This is a genomic window from Microvirga mediterraneensis (genome assembly GCF_013520865.1).
GTDB lineage: Bacteria > Pseudomonadota > Alphaproteobacteria > Rhizobiales > Beijerinckiaceae > Microvirga > Microvirga mediterraneensis.
The window spans coordinates 182,240-198,230 of record NZ_JACDXJ010000001.1 but is presented as its reverse complement, the minus strand read 5'-3'; the positions used below and the strand labels follow the sequence as shown (position 1 = coordinate 198,230).

16 protein-coding genes are annotated in these 15,991 nt (G+C 64.3%); 9 read left to right on the top strand and 7 right to left on the bottom strand.

Features of this window, described 5'->3' with window-relative positions; genetic code table 11:
• Positions 1–145: 145 nt before the first annotated feature.
• Positions 146–601, top strand: coding sequence for an Lrp/AsnC family transcriptional regulator (locus H0S73_RS00900; RefSeq protein WP_181050383.1), 456 nt, complete (start codon positions 146–148; stop codon positions 599–601).
• 140 nt (positions 602–741) lie between these two features.
• Here the strand turns inward: H0S73_RS00900 and H0S73_RS00895 are convergent, their stop codons facing one another.
• Genes H0S73_RS00895 through paaZ form a run of 3 tightly spaced genes read right to left on the bottom strand, consistent with a single transcriptional unit; the run spans position 742 to position 5,307 of the window.
• Positions 742–1,161: a PaaI family thioesterase gene (locus H0S73_RS00895; protein ID WP_181050382.1), complete on the bottom strand. Its 420-nt coding sequence runs from the start codon at positions 1,159–1,161 to the stop codon at positions 742–744.
• Between the two features lie 34 nt (positions 1,162–1,195).
• Complete coding sequence (locus tag H0S73_RS00890; RefSeq protein WP_181050381.1) at positions 1,196–3,283, bottom strand: 3-hydroxyacyl-CoA dehydrogenase NAD-binding domain-containing protein; 2,088 nt, start codon at positions 3,281–3,283, stop codon at positions 1,196–1,198.
• Positions 3,280–5,307, bottom strand: a complete 2,028-nt coding sequence (gene paaZ / locus H0S73_RS00885; protein ID WP_181050380.1) for a phenylacetic acid degradation bifunctional protein PaaZ — start codon at positions 5,305–5,307, stop codon at positions 3,280–3,282. The genes H0S73_RS00890 and paaZ overlap by 4 nt, the downstream gene beginning before the upstream one ends.
• Before the next feature lie 197 nt (positions 5,308–5,504).
• On the opposite strand from paaZ, the gene H0S73_RS00880 reads away from it, so the two are divergent.
• The 7 genes from H0S73_RS00880 (at position 5,505) to H0S73_RS00850 (ending at position 11,024) form a co-directional block, all read left to right on the top strand.
• Positions 5,505–6,401: a PaaX family transcriptional regulator C-terminal domain-containing protein gene (locus tag H0S73_RS00880; protein ID WP_181050379.1), complete on the top strand. Its 897-nt coding sequence runs from the start codon at positions 5,505–5,507 to the stop codon at positions 6,399–6,401.
• A 157-nt stretch (positions 6,402–6,558) separates the two neighbouring features.
• The gene (gene paaA / locus H0S73_RS00875) at positions 6,559–7,554 is read left to right on the top strand and encodes a 1,2-phenylacetyl-CoA epoxidase subunit PaaA (RefSeq protein ID WP_181050378.1); all 996 of its coding nucleotides are present in this window, start codon (positions 6,559–6,561) and stop codon (positions 7,552–7,554) included.
• 14 nt (positions 7,555–7,568) lie between these two features.
• Entirely contained in the window at positions 7,569–7,859 is a 291-nt protein-coding gene (paaB, locus tag H0S73_RS00870; RefSeq protein WP_181050377.1) for a 1,2-phenylacetyl-CoA epoxidase subunit PaaB, read from the top strand.
• The gene (gene paaC / locus H0S73_RS00865) at positions 7,859–8,617 is read left to right on the top strand and encodes a 1,2-phenylacetyl-CoA epoxidase subunit PaaC (protein WP_181050376.1); all 759 of its coding nucleotides are present in this window, start codon (positions 7,859–7,861) and stop codon (positions 8,615–8,617) included. Before paaB ends, paaC begins: the two co-directional genes overlap by 1 nt.
• 14 nt (positions 8,618–8,631) lie before the next feature.
• On the top strand, positions 8,632–9,144 hold the full coding sequence (paaD, locus tag H0S73_RS00860; RefSeq protein ID WP_181050375.1) for a 1,2-phenylacetyl-CoA epoxidase subunit PaaD: 513 nt from the start codon (positions 8,632–8,634) through the stop codon (positions 9,142–9,144).
• Positions 9,145–9,160: 16 nt separating this feature from the next.
• Positions 9,161–10,237, top strand: coding sequence for a 1,2-phenylacetyl-CoA epoxidase subunit PaaE (paaE, locus tag H0S73_RS00855; protein WP_181050374.1), 1,077 nt, complete (start codon positions 9,161–9,163; stop codon positions 10,235–10,237).
• A 16-nt stretch (positions 10,238–10,253) separates the two neighbouring features.
• A complete protein-coding gene (locus tag H0S73_RS00850) occupies positions 10,254–11,024 on the top strand; it encodes a Phenylacetic acid catabolic protein (protein WP_181050373.1) in 771 nt (256 codons plus the stop codon).
• Between the two features lie 216 nt (positions 11,025–11,240).
• Here the strand turns inward: H0S73_RS00850 and H0S73_RS00845 are convergent, their stop codons facing one another.
• The 4 genes from H0S73_RS00845 to paaG are packed head-to-tail and all read right to left on the bottom strand — an operon-like array spanning position 11,241 to position 14,499.
• Positions 11,241–11,876, bottom strand: a complete 636-nt coding sequence (locus H0S73_RS00845) for a TetR/AcrR family transcriptional regulator (protein ID WP_181050372.1) — start codon at positions 11,874–11,876, stop codon at positions 11,241–11,243.
• 9 nt (positions 11,877–11,885) lie between these two features.
• A complete protein-coding gene (gene paaK / locus H0S73_RS00840; protein WP_181050371.1) occupies positions 11,886–13,220 on the bottom strand; it encodes a phenylacetate--CoA ligase PaaK in 1,335 nt (444 codons plus the stop codon).
• A 23-nt stretch (positions 13,221–13,243) separates the two neighbouring features.
• Positions 13,244–13,705 carry a hydroxyphenylacetyl-CoA thioesterase PaaI gene (gene paaI / locus H0S73_RS00835; protein ID WP_181050370.1) on the bottom strand — a complete coding sequence of 154 codons (462 nt, stop codon included), beginning with the start codon at positions 13,703–13,705 and terminating at the stop codon, positions 13,244–13,246.
• Positions 13,705–14,499, bottom strand: a complete 795-nt coding sequence (paaG, locus tag H0S73_RS00830; protein WP_202049760.1) for a 2-(1,2-epoxy-1,2-dihydrophenyl)acetyl-CoA isomerase PaaG — start codon at positions 14,497–14,499, stop codon at positions 13,705–13,707. Before paaG ends, paaI begins: the two co-directional genes overlap by 1 nt.
• A 295-nt stretch (positions 14,500–14,794) precedes the next feature.
• Here paaG and H0S73_RS00825 point away from each other — a divergent pair, with 295 nt between their 5' ends.
• A complete protein-coding gene (locus H0S73_RS00825) occupies positions 14,795–15,961 on the top strand; it encodes an ABC transporter substrate-binding protein (protein ID WP_181050369.1) in 1,167 nt (388 codons plus the stop codon).
• Positions 15,962–15,991: the final 30 nt, after the last annotated feature.

Sequence of the window (15,991 nt, the reverse complement as noted above, 5' to 3'; positions counted from 1 at the left end):
GAAGCGGGCGCATTCGTTATTGCTTCCAGGATAATCCCGAACGGCTGGTAGATGTTTCCTATTCATTCCCGGAAACCGGCATCCTGCGGTAGATGTCATTCGAGGATGCGCTATAAATGGCAAAAGTATCCAAGGAAGGCGCGCCATGTTGGACAGGCAGGACGAGCATATTCTGGCGCAGCTCCAGAAGGAGGGGCGCACGACGAACCAGCAGCTCGCCGAAGATGTGGGCATGTCCACCTCAGCCTGCTGGCGGCGCGTGCGCTCGCTCGAGGAGACAGGCGTGATCGTGGGCTATTCGGCCCTGGTTGACCGGGAGAAAGCGGGGTTTACCACCTCGGCGATCCTGCACGTATCGCTCGAACGGCACGATGCGAAATTCGTCGACGAGTTCGTGTCGCGCGTGACGGAGCGCGCCGAGGTCCTGGAATGCTTCGCCACCACGGGCGACGCCGATTACCACCTGCGCGTCGTCGTGCGCGACATGAAGGCCTACAACGCATTCCTCGACGAGTTCATGTTCCGCCTGCCCGGCATCCGCTACGTGCGCACCAACGTGATCCTCAAGGAGATCAAGACGAGCGTCGCGCTGCCGTTTTGAGCAGGCAGTCTCGGTTGGAAGGGCCGCTTCAGTGTCATCACCGGCCTCGTGCAGGTGATCCCGCTTCTGTCGAACGCACCGCCTCACACAACTGAGATGGCCGGCACTGGGCCGGCCATGACGTGAAAGGATCGCCGCCTCTACCGACCCTCACCCAACAGCGCATAGGCGAGCTGCGCCATCGCCACGGGCCGCGCGTCACCGTCGGTGGTGAGCGTCACGCTGCCGAACGCCATGGTGCGCCCGAGTCGGACGATCTTCGCCTCCGCCAGCACGTCGGCATTCGCCGCCGGACGCAGGAAATGCATGGTCTGGTCGACCGTGGTCATCGGCCGGTAGGCGTCGCCGGCGGAGGACACGGCGAACACCATCGCGGTGTCGGCGAGGCTCATGAGAGCCTGGCCGCAGATCACGCCGTTGTCGCGGCAGAGCCTTTCGGAGAACCGCATGCGCACGGTTGCGCTCTCCTTGTCGAGGCTCTCGATGGAGAGATCAAGCGCCTGCACCCATGGCGCGAACACGCTTTCGAGCATGGCCTCTGCGGCCGTCCGATCGAACATGAAGGATCCCCCCGCTTCTTAGTCGTGCTTGGCTTTACGGATAGAACTTCGCTCCCGTCGCGGCGCGGCTGACGAGACTCTCGGCCGGTTCCCAGCCCGGCCCGTCCTGCGCGGCGCGCTCCTTCACCTGCGCGAGGATCGGCTGCAATCCCACGCGGTCCGCCTCGAACAGGGGACCGCCGCGCCAGGCCGGATAGCCGTAGCCGTGCATCATCACCACGTCGACATCGAGCGGCCGCTCGACGATGCGCTCGTCGAGGATCTTGCACGCTTCGTTGACGATGGCGGCGCGGATGCGCGACTGGATCTCCTCCGCCGAAATGGGGCGTCGCGTGAGCCCGCGCCGCTGCGAGGATTCCTCCACGAGCGCCGTTACGGCCGGGTCGATCTCGCGCGTGCCGCCCTCGTAGCGATACCAGCCCGCGCCGGTCTTGCGTCCGAACCGGCCCGCCTCGCAGAGACGGTCGGCGATGTCCACGTAGCGCTCGCGCGGATCGCGGGTCGGCGCCAGGCGCTTGCGGCGCGCCCAATTGATGTCGAGCCCGGCGAGGTCGGACACGGCGAAGGGCCCCATCGGGAAGCCGAAGGCTTCAAGGGCGGCATCGACCTCGTGCGGCAAGGCGCCTTCCTCGAGCAGGTACTCCGCCTGCTGGCGATAGCGCGACAGGATCCGGTTCCCGACGAAGCCGTCGCAGACCCGGCAGACCACCGGGATCTTGCGCAGGCGCTTGGCGAGGGCGAGGCCCGTCGCGACCACATCGGCGGCCGTCGCGTCGGTCCGGACGATCTCGAGGAGCTTCATCACGTGGGCCGGGCTGAAGAAATGCAGGCCCACCACGTCGGCCGGCCGCGATGTGGCAGCGGCTATCAGCGAGATGTCAAGGTAACTGGTATTCGTTGCCAGGATTGTTCCAATTGGCAAAATGGCGTCGAGATCGCGGAAAAGCGCGCGCTTGACCTCCAGATCCTCGAACACCGCCTCGATGACGAGCTCCCGGTCCGAAAGGGAGGAGATACCAACCGCATACCCAATGGCTTTCAATCGCTCGTCCCGCGCGTCCGGGGTGATCCGGCCGCTGGAAACCTGCTTGTCGTAGACGTCCTTAACCCGAGCCTGCCCGGCGCTAAGAGCCTGTTCGCTCGTCTCGACGATCCTGACGTCGAAACCGGCGTCCGCAAAGGCAATGGCGATCCCGGAGCCCATGGTCCCGGCCCCGACGATCCCGACCTTCCGGACGGGGCGAGGCTCGACCTTGTCGAGGCCCGGCAGGCGCATGACGTCCCGCTCGGCAAAGAAGGCATGCCGCAGGGCCGCCGATTGCGCGGAGGAGCGCAGCTCCAGGAAAGTCTCGCGTTCCCGCGCCATGCCCTCCTGAAGCGGCAGGGTTGCCGCCAGGAGAACGAGGTCCGCGGCCTTGCCCGGAGCTTCCGCGCCCCTGGCTTTCTTCCGGATTTCCTTGATTTTCGCCGATGCCGCTTCCACATCCATCGGGGCCACCCTCCGCTCGCCGGTGCGGCGCAGCGGCTGGCCGATCAGCTCTCGTGCCAGCGCCATCGCATCCTGGCGGAGATCGCCGGACGACAGCCGGTCGACGAGGCCGAGACGCAGGGCTTCCTGCGCCTTGACGGGGCGTCCGCTGGTGACGAGGTCCAGGGCTGCTTCCAGCCCGACGAGCCGGGGCAGGCGCTGCGTGCCGCCGGCTCCCGGCACCAGCCCGAGCTTGACCTCCGGCAGGCCCAGGCTCGCGCCCGGCTCGGCCACGCGGGCATGGCAGGCCAGGGCAATCTCGCAGCCGCCGCCGAGGGCCGTGCCCTGGATGGCCGCGACGACGGGCTTGGCGCAGGCCTCGATGGCGTTGATCACGTCGGGCAGGTGCGGCTCGCGCGGAATCTGGCCGAACTCGCGGATGTCGGCCCCGGCCACGAAGGTTTTTCCCGCGCAGGCAATCACCACGGCTTCGATCCGGGGATCGTGGTCGACCTCCTGGATCGCCGCGAGCAACCCCGCCCGGACTGCCTGCGACGTAGCGTTGACCGGAGGATTGTCGATTTCGATCAGGGCGACCGGGTACGTGGAAATCAGCCTGACCGGACCGGTATCCTCGGGCGAAGCCGCCGTCATGGGCGCACCGCGTTCATCGTAAGGAGCTCGTAGGTCGCAACCGTTTCACCCTTGTCCGTCATGATCTCCACGTCCCACCGTACCTCGCCGTATTGCTCATTGCGCGGCGATTTGGATTTTGCCGTCAGCCGGACCTTGATGGTCTCGCCCGGCTGCACGGGCTTGACGAAACGTAAGGAGTCGAGACCGTAATTGGCAAGCACCGGGCCGAGATCCGGGTCGACGAAGAGCCCTGCCGCGAAGGATAGGAGCAGATAGCCGTGGGCCACGCGGCCGGGGAAGAACGGATGGTTCTTCGTCGCCTCCTCGCTCATGTGAGCATAGAAGGTGTCGCCGGTGAATTCTGCGAAATGCTCGATATCCTCGAGAGTGATCGTGCGTTCCTTCGAGACGAAGGTCTGACCGATGGCGAGATCCTCGAAATAGTAGCGGAAGGGGTGGCGTCCCTCCTCGATGGTCGGCGCGCCCTTGATCCAGCTTTGCGTCACACGCGAGAGCATGGCGGGCGAACCCTGCAGGGCCGTGCGCTGCATGTAATGGTGCACGCCGCGCATGCCGCCGAGTTCCTCGCCGCCGCCGGCCCGTCCTGGTCCCCCATGGACCATGTGGGGCATCGGCGAGCCGTGGCCCGTCTGCTCCTTGGCGCAGTCGCGGTCGATCAGCACGAGACGGCCGTGGAAGGCGCCGACGCCGAAGACGAGATCGGCCGCAGCCGAGGGATCGTAGGTGTAGAGCGAGGCGACGAGGCTGCCGTCGCCCTTGTTGGCCAGGGCCACGGCCTGATCGAGGCCGTCATAGCCCATGACGGTGCAGACGGGGCCGAAAGCCTCGACGCTGTGCACGTTGGTGGCCCGGATCGGGTCCGGGCAATGCAGCACGAGTGGGGGAAGGAAGGCGCCGCGTTCCCGGTCCGCGCCCTCGACCGTGAAGTTATCGGGATCGCCGACGACGATGTCCGCTTCCGCGCGCAGCTTCGCCACCTGAGCGAGCACGTCGCGGCGCTGCCCGAGGCCGACGACCGGTCCCATGCGGACGCCTTCCAGCTCGGGATTGCCGACCTTGATCTTGGACAGCCGCTCGCCCAGGGCCTCGATCACGGCCGGAACATGGGTGTTTGGCGCGATGGCGCGCCGGATGGCGGTGCATTTCTGCCCGGCCTTGACCGTCATCTCCTTGGCGACCTCCTTGATGAAGAGGTCGAATTCAGGCGTGCCCGGTCCGGCGTCGGGCGCGAGGATCGCCGCGTTGAGCGAGTCGCGCTCGGCGATGAAGCGGACGGATTCCCGCGCGATGACCGGGTGTCGCTGTAGCTTCTGGGCCGTGTCGGCGGAGCCCGTGAACGACACCACGTCCTGGCAGGTCAGGTGGTCGAAGAGATCGCCCGTGGAGCCCACGATGCATTGCAGGGCGCCGTCCGGAAGGATGCGGGATTCCGCGATCATGCGCACGAGGGCATGCGCCACATAGGACGTAATCGTCGCGGGTTTCGTGACCACCGGCACGCCGGCCAGGATGGCGGGGGCGAGCTTTTCCAGCATGCCCCAGCAGGGGAAGTTGAAGGCGTTGATGTGAACGGCGACGCCGTGGAGCGGCGTCATCACGTGCTGGCCGACGAAGCTGCCACCCTTTGACAGCGCCTCGACATTTCCATCCAGAAGGAAGGTGGTGTTGGGCAGTTCGCGGCGGCCCTTGGAGGCATAGACGAAGAGGGTGCCGATACCGCCGTCCACGTCGATGAAGTTGTCGGTTCGCGTGGTGCCGGTCTGGAAGGAAAGCGTATAGAGTTGCTCCTTCCGCTCTGACAAGTAAATGGCAAGGCGTTTCAGCAATTCCGCCCGCTGATGGAAGGTGAGCTTCCGCAAGGCGGGACCGCCGACCTGACGGGCATAGGCCAGCACCTCGCCCATATCGAGGCCGCCGCTGGCGACCTGGGCGACGACGTTTCCGGTGACGGCGCTGTGAATGTCGGCCAAGTCCTGGCCGGGCGACATCCAACTTCCGCGAACGAAGCTCTCGAGTCTCATGGGGCACCTTGGATTGCTATGACGGGCGGCGGCATTGGCATCGCCGGATCTTTACGGCATTATTGACCGACCGGCCGGTTAGTCAAGGAATTTTGCGGATGGTTCCGGGCGGACGGCATGGCTCGACAGGCATGCTGAAGAATGGGTAGGTGAGAGGCAAAGATCGCCTTGGCCATAGAGAACCGGAGTAGGCTTGCATGGTCGCGTTCGTAGAGACCCTGCTGGACAAGTTCCACGAGCGGACGCCGATCCGGGCGGGTTCGTTGATCGTGACCGTCTTCGGGGATGCGGTGGTGCCCCGGGGCGGGGTTCTGTCCCTCGCGTCCCTGCATGAGATCATGCGGGCCTTCCGCATCAGCGACACGCTCGTCCGGACGGCCTTGTCCCGCCTCGTGTCCGAAGGGTGGTTCGAGCGCTGGAAGGTCGGGCGCAACAGCTATTACCGCCTGACGCTCCAGGGGCAGGAGGCTTTCGCCCAGGCTACGCAGCGGATCTATGCCGACCCGCCCCAGGACTGGCAGGGTTCCTTCGACCTCCTCCTCCTCGAAAACGCCCAGGACCGCAGTGCGCTCAGGAGCGAACTCACAGTGGCGGGCTACGGCGCCCTTGGGCCGGACCTCCTGCTGGCGGCCACATCCTTGACCGATGGAACAGGCCCCTTCCTGAGGCTGAGCGCGACCCCAGCCGATCCGGCGACGGCCCGGAGGCTGGTGGAGAAGGCCTGGCCCCTGGCGGAGATCGAGGGCCGCTACAAGCGGTTCATCGATATCTACTCGGGAATCCGCGGAGCCCTGGAAAGAGGTGCCGGGTTCACGAATCTCGATGCCCTGCTGGTCCGCATCCTTCTGATCCACGATTACCGCCGGGCCGTCCTGAAGGACCCGCTGCTGCCCGCGCAGCTTCTTCCCGAGCCCTGGGCCGGAACGGCTGCCCGTGCTCTCTGCGGCACGATCTACAGGACCCTGCTCCCGGCGGCGGAACGCTGGATCGACACCCATGCCCAGAACGACACTGGACCTCTGCCGGCGGCCGACCGGGATTTCAAGCAGCGTTTCGCCGCGATGAAGCCGGTTGCCGCGGTGAAAATCGGCTGACGAATACGTTACAAGAAATTCTTGAATAAATTAATTCATGTGACATATTGAGGAGGCCCACGGAGAGCCGGAGAGGCATGCCGCCTGCGCGCCGGGATCTTGCCCGTGCCCCAGGTGGGAAGAGGCCGGCAGGGCCGGGAAGCCAGGGAGAAGCGCCGTGTATGCACAGATGGTGAAAACGGGCGTCGAGCATGTCCGGTCCAAGGATGAGATGTCCCCTGAGGAGCAGGCCTTCCAGGACCGTGTCGATGCCGACATCAAGATCGAGCCGAAGGAGTGGATGCCGGAGGCCTATCGCAAGACCCTGATCCGACAGATCTCGCAGCACGCCCATTCCGAGATCATCGGCATGCAGCCGGAGGGCAACTGGATCACACGTGCCCCGACCCTGGAGCGCAAGGCCATCCTACTCGCCAAGGTGCAGGACGAGGCCGGCCACGGACTTTACCTCTACTGCGCAGCCGAAACCCTGGGCGTGAGCCGCGACGAGCTCATGGAGCAGCTCAACAGCGGCAAGGCCAAGTATTCCAGCATCTTCAACTATCCGACGCTGACCTGGGCCGATATCGGCGCTATCGGCTGGCTCGTCGACGGGGCCGCGATCATGAATCAGGTGCCGCTGCAGCGTTGCTCCTATGGGCCCTATTCCCGCGCCATGATCCGCATCTGCAAGGAGGAGAGCTTCCATCAGCGCCAGGGCTACGACGCCATGACGAAGCTCGCCCGAGGGACGCCCGAGCAGAAGCAGATGGCGCAGGATGCGCTGAACCGCTGGTGGTGGCCGTCGCTCATGATGTTCGGCCCCTCCGATGCGGATTCGGTGCACAGCGCCCAGTCCATGCGCTGGAAGATCAAGATCAACTCCAACGACGAGCTGCGCCAGAAATTCGTCGACCAGACGGTGCCGCAGGCCGAATATCTCGGACTCACCGTCCCGGATCCCGACCTCAAATGGAACGCGGAGCGCGGCCATTACGATTTCGGCGCGATCGACTGGGATGAGTTCTATCAGGTCATCGCCGGCAACGGCCCCTGCAACCGCCAGCGCCTGCGCACCCGCGTCAAGGCCTACGAGGAAGGGCAGTGGGTGCGCGACGCGGCCGACGCCTATGCGGCCAAGAAGGCGGCGCGAGCAAAGGCCAAGGCTGCGTAAGGGAGAGAACGAGCATGACCGACAAGAAGGAATGGCCTCTCTGGGAGGTGTTCATCCGCAGCCAGCACGGCCTGGCCCACCGCCACGTGGGCAGCCTGCATGCGCCGGATGCCGAGATGGCGATCATGAATGCGCGTGACGTCTATACGCGCCGCAACGAGGGCGTCAGCATCTGGGTCGTGAAGGCGTCCGACATCGCGGCGAGTTCGCCCGGCGAAAAGGGTCCGCTGTTCGATCCCGCCAACAGCAAGGTCTATCGCCACCCGACCTTCTACGAGATTCCCGAAGAGCTGGGGCATATGTGATGAACGACCAGGACGCTCTCTTCGAGTATCTGCTGCGCCTTGGGGACAATGCCCTGATCCTGGGGCATCGCCTGTCGGAATGGTGCGGGCATTCGCCGGCCCTCGAGGAGGACCTGGCGCTCTCCAACGTCGCCCTCGACCTCATCGGGCAGACGCAGCTGTGGCTGAACCTCGCAGGCGAGGTGGAGGGCAAGGGACGGGACGCCGACAGGCTCGCCTATCTCCGCGATGCGCGCGATTTTCGCAATGTCCTGCTCGTCGAGCAGCCGAACGGCGATTTTGCCGCCACGATGGCGCGCCAGTTCTATTTCGATGCCTGGCATTACCTGCTGCTGCGGGAGCTGACCGGTTCGAAGGATTCCCGCATCGCCGAGATTGCCGCGAAGAGCCTCAAGGAAATCACCTATCACCTCGAGCGGAGCCGGGACTGGGTTCTGCGCCTCGGCGACGGGACGGAGGAGAGCCGTCGCCGGATGCAGGCGGCCGTCGACGATCTGTGGATGTATACGGGTGAGCTGTTCGACAACGACGAGATCGACCGGGCCATGGTCCAGGACGGCTTGGGGCCCGACCTCGCGACGCTGCACGAACCCTGGCTCGGGCTCGTCCGGGCGACGGCCAAGGAGGCGACGCTGAGCCTCCCGCAACCCGGCTGGGCCCAAAAGGGCGGAAGGCGCGGCATCCATTCCGAGCATCTCGGCTACATCCTGGCGGATCTCCAATTCCTGCAGCGGGCCTATCCCAACGCCACGTGGTAAGGAGCGCGGGAGCGATGATCGACAGCCTGACACGACCGGACCCGGATCAGATCAGACGCTGGCTGGACGAGGTTCCCGACCCGGAGGTGCCCGCCGTCTCGGTCATGGATCTCGGCATCGTTCGCGATGTGCAATGGGACGGCGACGAGCTCGTCGTCGCGATCACCCCGACCTATTCGGGCTGTCCCGCGACAAGCGTCATCGCGTTCGAGATCGAAGTCGCCCTGCGTGCGCGAGGAATCGAACGCCTGCGCGTCGAGCGTCGCCTTTCGCCGCCCTGGACGACGGATTGGATCACCCCGGAAGGGCGGCGTCGTTTGGAGGCCTACGGGATCGCGCCGCCTGCCGAGAGTGCCGGCGGGCCATCGCCCTTCGACCGCTTCCTGCGCAAGCCTCTGGTGATCGCCTGCCCGCGCTGCAAGTCCGAAAATACCGAACGGGTGAGCGAATTCGGGTCGACGCCGTGCAAGGCGCAGTACCGGTGCCGGGATTGCCTCGAACCTTTCGACTACTTCAAATGCATTTGAAACGAGCGGACGCTCCATGACGAAGTTCTACCCCGTCACAGTCGCCGATGTGCGACGCGAAACCCGCGATGCGATCATCCTGACGCTTGATGTGCCGGATGAGCACAAGGACGCGTTCCGCTTCTCGCCGGGTCAGTACCTGACCCTACGCACCACCATCGATGGCGACGAAGTGCGGCGATCCTATTCCATCTGCGCGACGCCGATGGAGGGTAGGCTCCGGGTCGGCATCAAGAAAATCGCCGGCGGCGCATTCTCCAGCTGGGCCAGCGAGCAGCTCGCGCCCGGGCAGGTCATCGAGGCCATGCCGCCGATGGGCAATTTCTTCGTGCCGCTCGATCAGACGCGCAAGCGTCACTTCGTGGGCTTCGCTGCGGGCAGCGGGATCACGCCCCTGCTCAGCATCGTCAAGACGACGCTGGTGGCCGAGCCGCAATCCTCTTTCACGCTGTTCTACGGCAACCGCGCTTCGAGTTCGATCATGTTCCGCGAGGAACTGGAGGATCTCAAGAACGAGCACCTCGACCGCTTCAGCCTGATCCACATCCTCAGCCGCGAGCAGCAGGACATCGATCTTTTCAACGGGCGCCTGACCAAGGAAAAGTGCGACCAGCTCCTCGACCACTGGATCGATGCGTCGTCCATCGACACCGCCTTCATCTGCGGGCCGCAGGACATGATGCTGGGTGTCGCGCAAAGCCTCGAGGAGCATGGCCTCGACAAGCGCCAGATCAAGTTCGAACTCTTCGCCACCTCGACGCCGAGCCGCCGGCAGCGTAGGCCCGAGGAGACGGGGGCGGAGGATCGCAAGAACCTGTGCGAGGCCACCATCGTCATCGACGGACGGGCCCGGAGCCTCTCGTTCGAGAAGGGAACCGCGTCTGTCCTCGATGCCGCGACAGCCGAGGGGCTCGAGCTACCCTATGCCTGCAAGGGCGGCGTCTGCTCCACCTGCCGGGCGATGCTGGTCGAAGGCGAGGTCGACATGGATGCGAACTTCGCCCTTGAGGATTATGAGATCGCCCGCGGGTATATCCTGACTTGCCAGAGCTATCCCGTCAGCGACAAGATCCTGGTCGATTTCGACAAATGACGAGGGAGCCGCTGCCATGGTCGATGATGAGGATCTCGTCACCTTCATAGCCGGCGGCGGCCGGTTGAGCGCACCGGGGAATGTCACGCCGCGCTATCGCGGCGAGCTGATGCGCCTGATGGCGATCTTCATCGATTCGGAGATGGCAGGCGCTTCCGGCTTCGCCGACTGCATCAACCTTGCCCCGGGGTTGAAGGAGCGGATCATCGCGACCCGCATCGTCTTCGACAAATTCAACCATGCCCGACAGGTTTTGGACCTGATGGAGCAGTTCGGAGCCAACACGGTCCAGTATGTGGGAGCCCATCCCTGGGCATCCCGACTCGATCGCAGCGTCAATCTCGGCACGCGGCGCATGGAAGGCGACATGCGCCTCAACGTGTTCCACTACCCGATCAACGGCTGGGTCGACGCGGTGGTGATGAACTGCTTGATGGGACATGCGACCGTGGTGCAGCTCGACGAGCTGACACGAGGTTCCTACCAGCCCTTTGCCGACGTTCTCGCTAATATCCTTCCTACCGAGAGGCGCCACGCGGAACTCGGGCAACAGGGATTACAGGTTGCCTTGGAGAGAGGGCACGACAGGACCGATGCTCAGGCGTCGATCAATTACTGGTATCCTCGCGTGGCCGAAACCTTCGGCAGTAGCGCGTCGGACCATTTTGCCCAGCATCGGAAATACGGATTGCGCCAGAAGGGACGGGAGGAGCTGACCCTCGAGTGGCAGAGCCTCGTCCACCCGACGCTCTCGCGCTTCGGCCTTGCCGTTCCGGGCCTGTCCTGAGTGTGGAGGAATTCCCGTATCGAGCCTTCGCCTCGCCGGGGATGGTATCCACCACGCCATCACCGGCCTCGCACCGGTGAGCTTGCTTCTGGAGAGAACGGCGCTTCGTAGCATCGGGATGGCCAGTACAAGCCCGGCTATGACGTGGAGAGATCGCGGATCCTCCCGACGAGCACCGCTTGGACTCGAAGGGCAAGGTCTTTAGCGGACGGCTTCCTATTCCGCAGCGCTGACGCGCCGTGACGGGGCGGCGGGTTCCGCATGAAGGTTGCGGGTCCCATCCACGATGAGCTGGGATACGAGGGCGGCATAATCCGCGCGGGTCACCTCGCCGGAACTCTTGAACCAGAGGTAATGCCAGTTGATCATGCCGAAGAGGGACATGGTCACAGGCTTGAGCAGCTTTGTCCCCTTGAGCTGCGGCGCCACGCCCGCCACGGCGTCGGAAAATATCTTCACCAGATCGCGCTCCACGGCCTTGAGCTCGCCCTGGCGGTCGGACGAGAGCAGGCGCATGCCGTTGATCTGCACGTTGTGCTGGGCGTCGGCATCGCGATAGGCCTCGAGCAGGGCCGCGACCAGTTCCCTCAGGCGATCTTCAGGGGAGAGATCCGGGCGATCAATCGCCTCCACCACCTCGAGCAACTCCTCAAGATGAAAGCGGATCACGTCGAAGAGCAGCTCCTCCTTATCCTTGTAGTAGTGGTAAAGGTTGGCCTTGGAGACCCCACAGGCTTCCGCGATCTTGCTCATTGAGGCGCGGTCGTAGCCGTGCTCCGCAAAGAGTTCGGCCGAACGATCGAGGATCGCCCGGCGCTTGTCGTCATAATCGGTGGCGCGGGTTCGGGCCATGGGACTCTTCTATTCTTTCGGTCTGCGGTCGATCACGCGTCTCGCCTTGCCGAGAGAGCGCTCGATTCCTTCAGGATCGAGGACATTTACATGAGCCGTGATGCCGATGGTATCCTTGATCGACTGTCCCAGGCGCTCGGCGGCGGCTTTGCGGGTTTCCGGGTAATCGGCATACGGCCGGATCTCGGCCCGGATCTCCATCTGGTCCATCCGGCCTTCGCGGGTCAGGATGATCTGGTAGTGGCCCGACAGGGTCGGAATCGTGAGGAGCTTCTCCTCGATCTGGGTAGGGAAGACGTTGACGCCCCGGATGATCATCATGTCGTCGGTGCGGCCAGTAATCTTCTCCATGCGGCGCATGGCCCGGGCTGTGCCGGGCAGGAGGCGCGTCAGATCCCGGGTACGGTAGCGGATGACGGGCATCGCCTCCTTGGTCAGCGATGTGAAGACGAGTTCGCCTTCCTCACCGTCAGGCAGGACTTCACCGGTCACCGGGTTGATCACCTCAGGATAGAAGTGGTCTTCCCAGATGTGCAGCCCGTCCTTGCTTTCCACGCATTCGCAGGCGACGCCCGGCCCCATGACCTCGGACAGGCCGTAGATGTCGACCGCATGGATGTCGAAGGCTTCTTCGATTTCCGCCCGCATGGCATTCGTCCAGGGCTCGGCGCCGAAGATGCCGACCTTGAGCGAGGATTGGCGCGGATCGAGCCCCTGCTTCCGGAACTCATCGAGAATGGCCAGCATGTAGGACGGCGTGACCATGATGACGTCGGGCTGGAAATCCTGGATGAGTTGTACCTGCCGTTCCGTCATGCCGCCCGACATGGGGATCACCATGCAGCCGAGGCGCTCGGCGCCGTAATGCGCGCCCAATCCGCCCGTGAACAGGCCGTAGCCGTAGGCGACATGCACCTTCATGCCGGGGCGACCGCCGCTGGCCCTGATCGAGCGGGCCACCACATCGGCCCAGGTGTCGATGTCGCGTTTGGTATAGCCTACGACCGTGGGCTTGCCGGTGGTGCCGGACGAGCCGTGCACGCGGGCGATCTGATTCTGGGGAACGGCGAACATGCCGAAGGGATAATTGTCCCGCAGGTCGGCCTTGGTGGTGAAGGGGAACCGGGCGAGGTCGCTCAGCTCCTTGAAATCGTCCGGATGAACGCCGGCCGCATCGAACTTCGCCCGGTAGTGCGGCACGTTCTCGTAGGCATGGCGCAGGGACCAGGCGAGGCGCTCACGCTGCCAGGCGGCGAGTTCATCCCGCGACGCGAGTTCGAAGCGATCGAGCTGAGTGGGTTGAGGCTTGAGTTCGGACAGCTTGCGATGCGGGATCTGAAGCAAGGGAACCTCCCATTCGTTCGTTCTTATTGGGGATCCGGGCCGAGAAGGGTGCCGGCGATGGTGCGCGAATGACCGCGAAACTCGGCGACCACCGCGCCTTTTCCGTCGCGGACCGTCACGTCGTAGATGCCGGACCGGCCCGAGCGGTTACGTTCGACCGCATGGGCCGTGAGCCTGTCGCCCCTCCTGCCCGGCAGCAGGAACGTCACCGCGCAATGTTGCGCCACCGTGCGCTGGTCGTAGGTGTTACAGGCGAACGCGAAAGCCGAGTCGGCCAGGGTGAAGATGAAGCCGCCGTGGCAGATGCCGTGTCCGTTCGTCATGTCGGAGCGGATCGTCATGGAGAGAACGGCCTCGCCCGGTGACACGCGTTCGATCACCATGCCGAGCCCTCGGCTCGCCTGGTCGTCCGCCCACATGGCTTCGGCGCAGGCCGTGGCGATGGCGTGAGACGCGTCGTCCTGATGGTCTGGTCGCGCGTCCATCACGCTCTCCCGGTGAATTTCGGCTGCCGCTTCTCGAAGAATGCCGTGACGCCCTCGATGTAGTCCGGCGTGCGTCCGGCCTGTCCTTGCAGGTCGCGTTCGAGATCGAGCTGCCGGTCGAGATCGTTCGTCTCGGAGGCATCGAGCGCCTGCTTGATCAATCCGAGGCCGACGGTCGGCTGAGCGGCGAAGTGAGCGGCAAGACGATGCGCCTCGTCCATCAGGGCGGCATCGTCGACCGTTTTCCAGATCATGCCCCAGTCTTCCGCCTGTTCCGCCGTGACCGGTTCGGCGAGAAGCGCGAGGGCCCGCGCGCGCGCCGGGCCGACGAGGCGCGGCAGGAACCAGGTGCCGCCCGAATCCGGCACGAGGCCGAGCTTGGAAAAGGCCTGGATGAACTTGGCCGAACGCGCCGCCAGGACGATGTCGCAGGCCAGCGCGATGTTGGCGCCTGCTCCCGCGGCAACGCCGTTCACCGCGCAGATGACAGGCATCCGCAGCGCACGGAGCTTGCGTACGAGGGGATTGTAGAGGCGCTCCAGGGTTGAGGAGAGATCCGGAACCTGGCCGGGGCTGAAGACCCGATCCGACAGATCTTGGCCGGCGCAGAATCCGCGACCGGCGCCCGTGATGACAAGAGCGCGGCAGGTCCCGTCCGCTTCGGCATCGACCAGAGCGGACATCAGGGCCGCATGCATTGCCTCGTTGAAGGAGTTCAGGCGATCGGGCCTGTTGAGAACAAGAGCCCGATAGCCCTCGCGACGCTCCGTGACGATGAGATCGTTCTCCACCATGGCCCTCCCGATTTTTCGCTGATGGCAAGCGGGTGGTCTTGCGACTTGTTTACTATTGACCAACCGTCCGGTCAATTATATTGATGGGAGAAACAGCGTCAATCAGCCAATACTCGGTCCTTTCAGGTGATAAGCGAGATGGCATGCCTTGGCGGCCGACAGGATCCGTATGCAAAGCTACGCCTGCTTTGCGGCCTCCTGATCGCTCTCTTCTCGCTATGATCCGCGGGCACTTGGCGGCCCAGTCATTGCGCAATAAAAAAACAGAAAACGACAACGAAACCGGAGGAAACAGATGAACTCGAAAACCGCTCTCAAATCACTTCTGGCCGCCAGCGTCATGGCTTTCGGCGTCTCGCAGGGCGCGCTCGCCCAGAACACCGTCAAAATCGGATCAGTGCTCTCGGTGACCGGGCCGTCGTCGTTTCTCGGTGAGCCGGAAGACAAGACGATGCGGCTCTACGTCGACAAGATCAATGCGGCGGGCGGCGTCGCTGGCAAGCATATCGAGCTCGTGATCTACGACGATGGCGGCGATGCCAACAAGGCACGCACCTTCGCGACGCGCCTGATCGAAGATGACGAGGTGATCGCCATGGTGGGAGGAACGACCACCGGCAGCACCATGGCGATGATCCCGGTCTTCGAAGAGGCGCAAGTGCCGTTCATCTCGCTTGCGGGTGCCATCGAGGTGATCGATCCGGCGCGCAAGTTCGTCTTCAAGACACCGCACACGGACAAGATGGCGTGCGAGAAGATCTTCGAGGATCTGAAGAAGCGCAATCTCACCAAGGTCGGCCTGATCTCGGGCACAGACGGTTTCGGGGCATCCATGCGCGCGCAATGCGTCAAGGTCGCGCCGAATTACGGCATGGAGATCGTCAGCGACGAGAACTACGGTCCGCGCGACAGCGACATGACCGCTCAGCTGACGAAGATCAAGAACACGGCCGGCCTGCAGGCGGTGGTCAATCCAGGCTTCGGCCAGGGGCCAGCCATCGTGACCCGCAACTACGCCCAGCTCGGCATGACCAACATCCCCTTCTACCAGAGCCATGGCGTGGCCTCGAAGAGCTTCATCGATCTGGCCGGCGCCGCTGCCGAAGGCGTGCGCCTGCCGGCGGCCGCGCTCCTCGTTGGCGACAAGCTGCCGGAGAGCGATCCGCAGAAGAAGGTCGTGACGGAATACAAGCAGGCCTACGAGGGCGCGACCAAACAGCCGGTCTCGACCTTCGGCGGACACGCCTATGACGGTCTCTTCATCCTGGTCGAGGCCATGAAGCGCGCGAACTCGACCGATCCGAAGAAGATCCGCGACGAAATCGAGAAGACCAAGGGTTTCGTCGGCACCGGAGGCATCGTGAACATGTCGCCCACCGACCATCTCGGTCTCGATCTTTCGGCCTTCCGAATGCTCGAGATCAAGGGCGGCGACTGGAACCTGATCGCCTCGGGAAGCTGACTCCTCGACATCATCGATCGAACGGGAGGC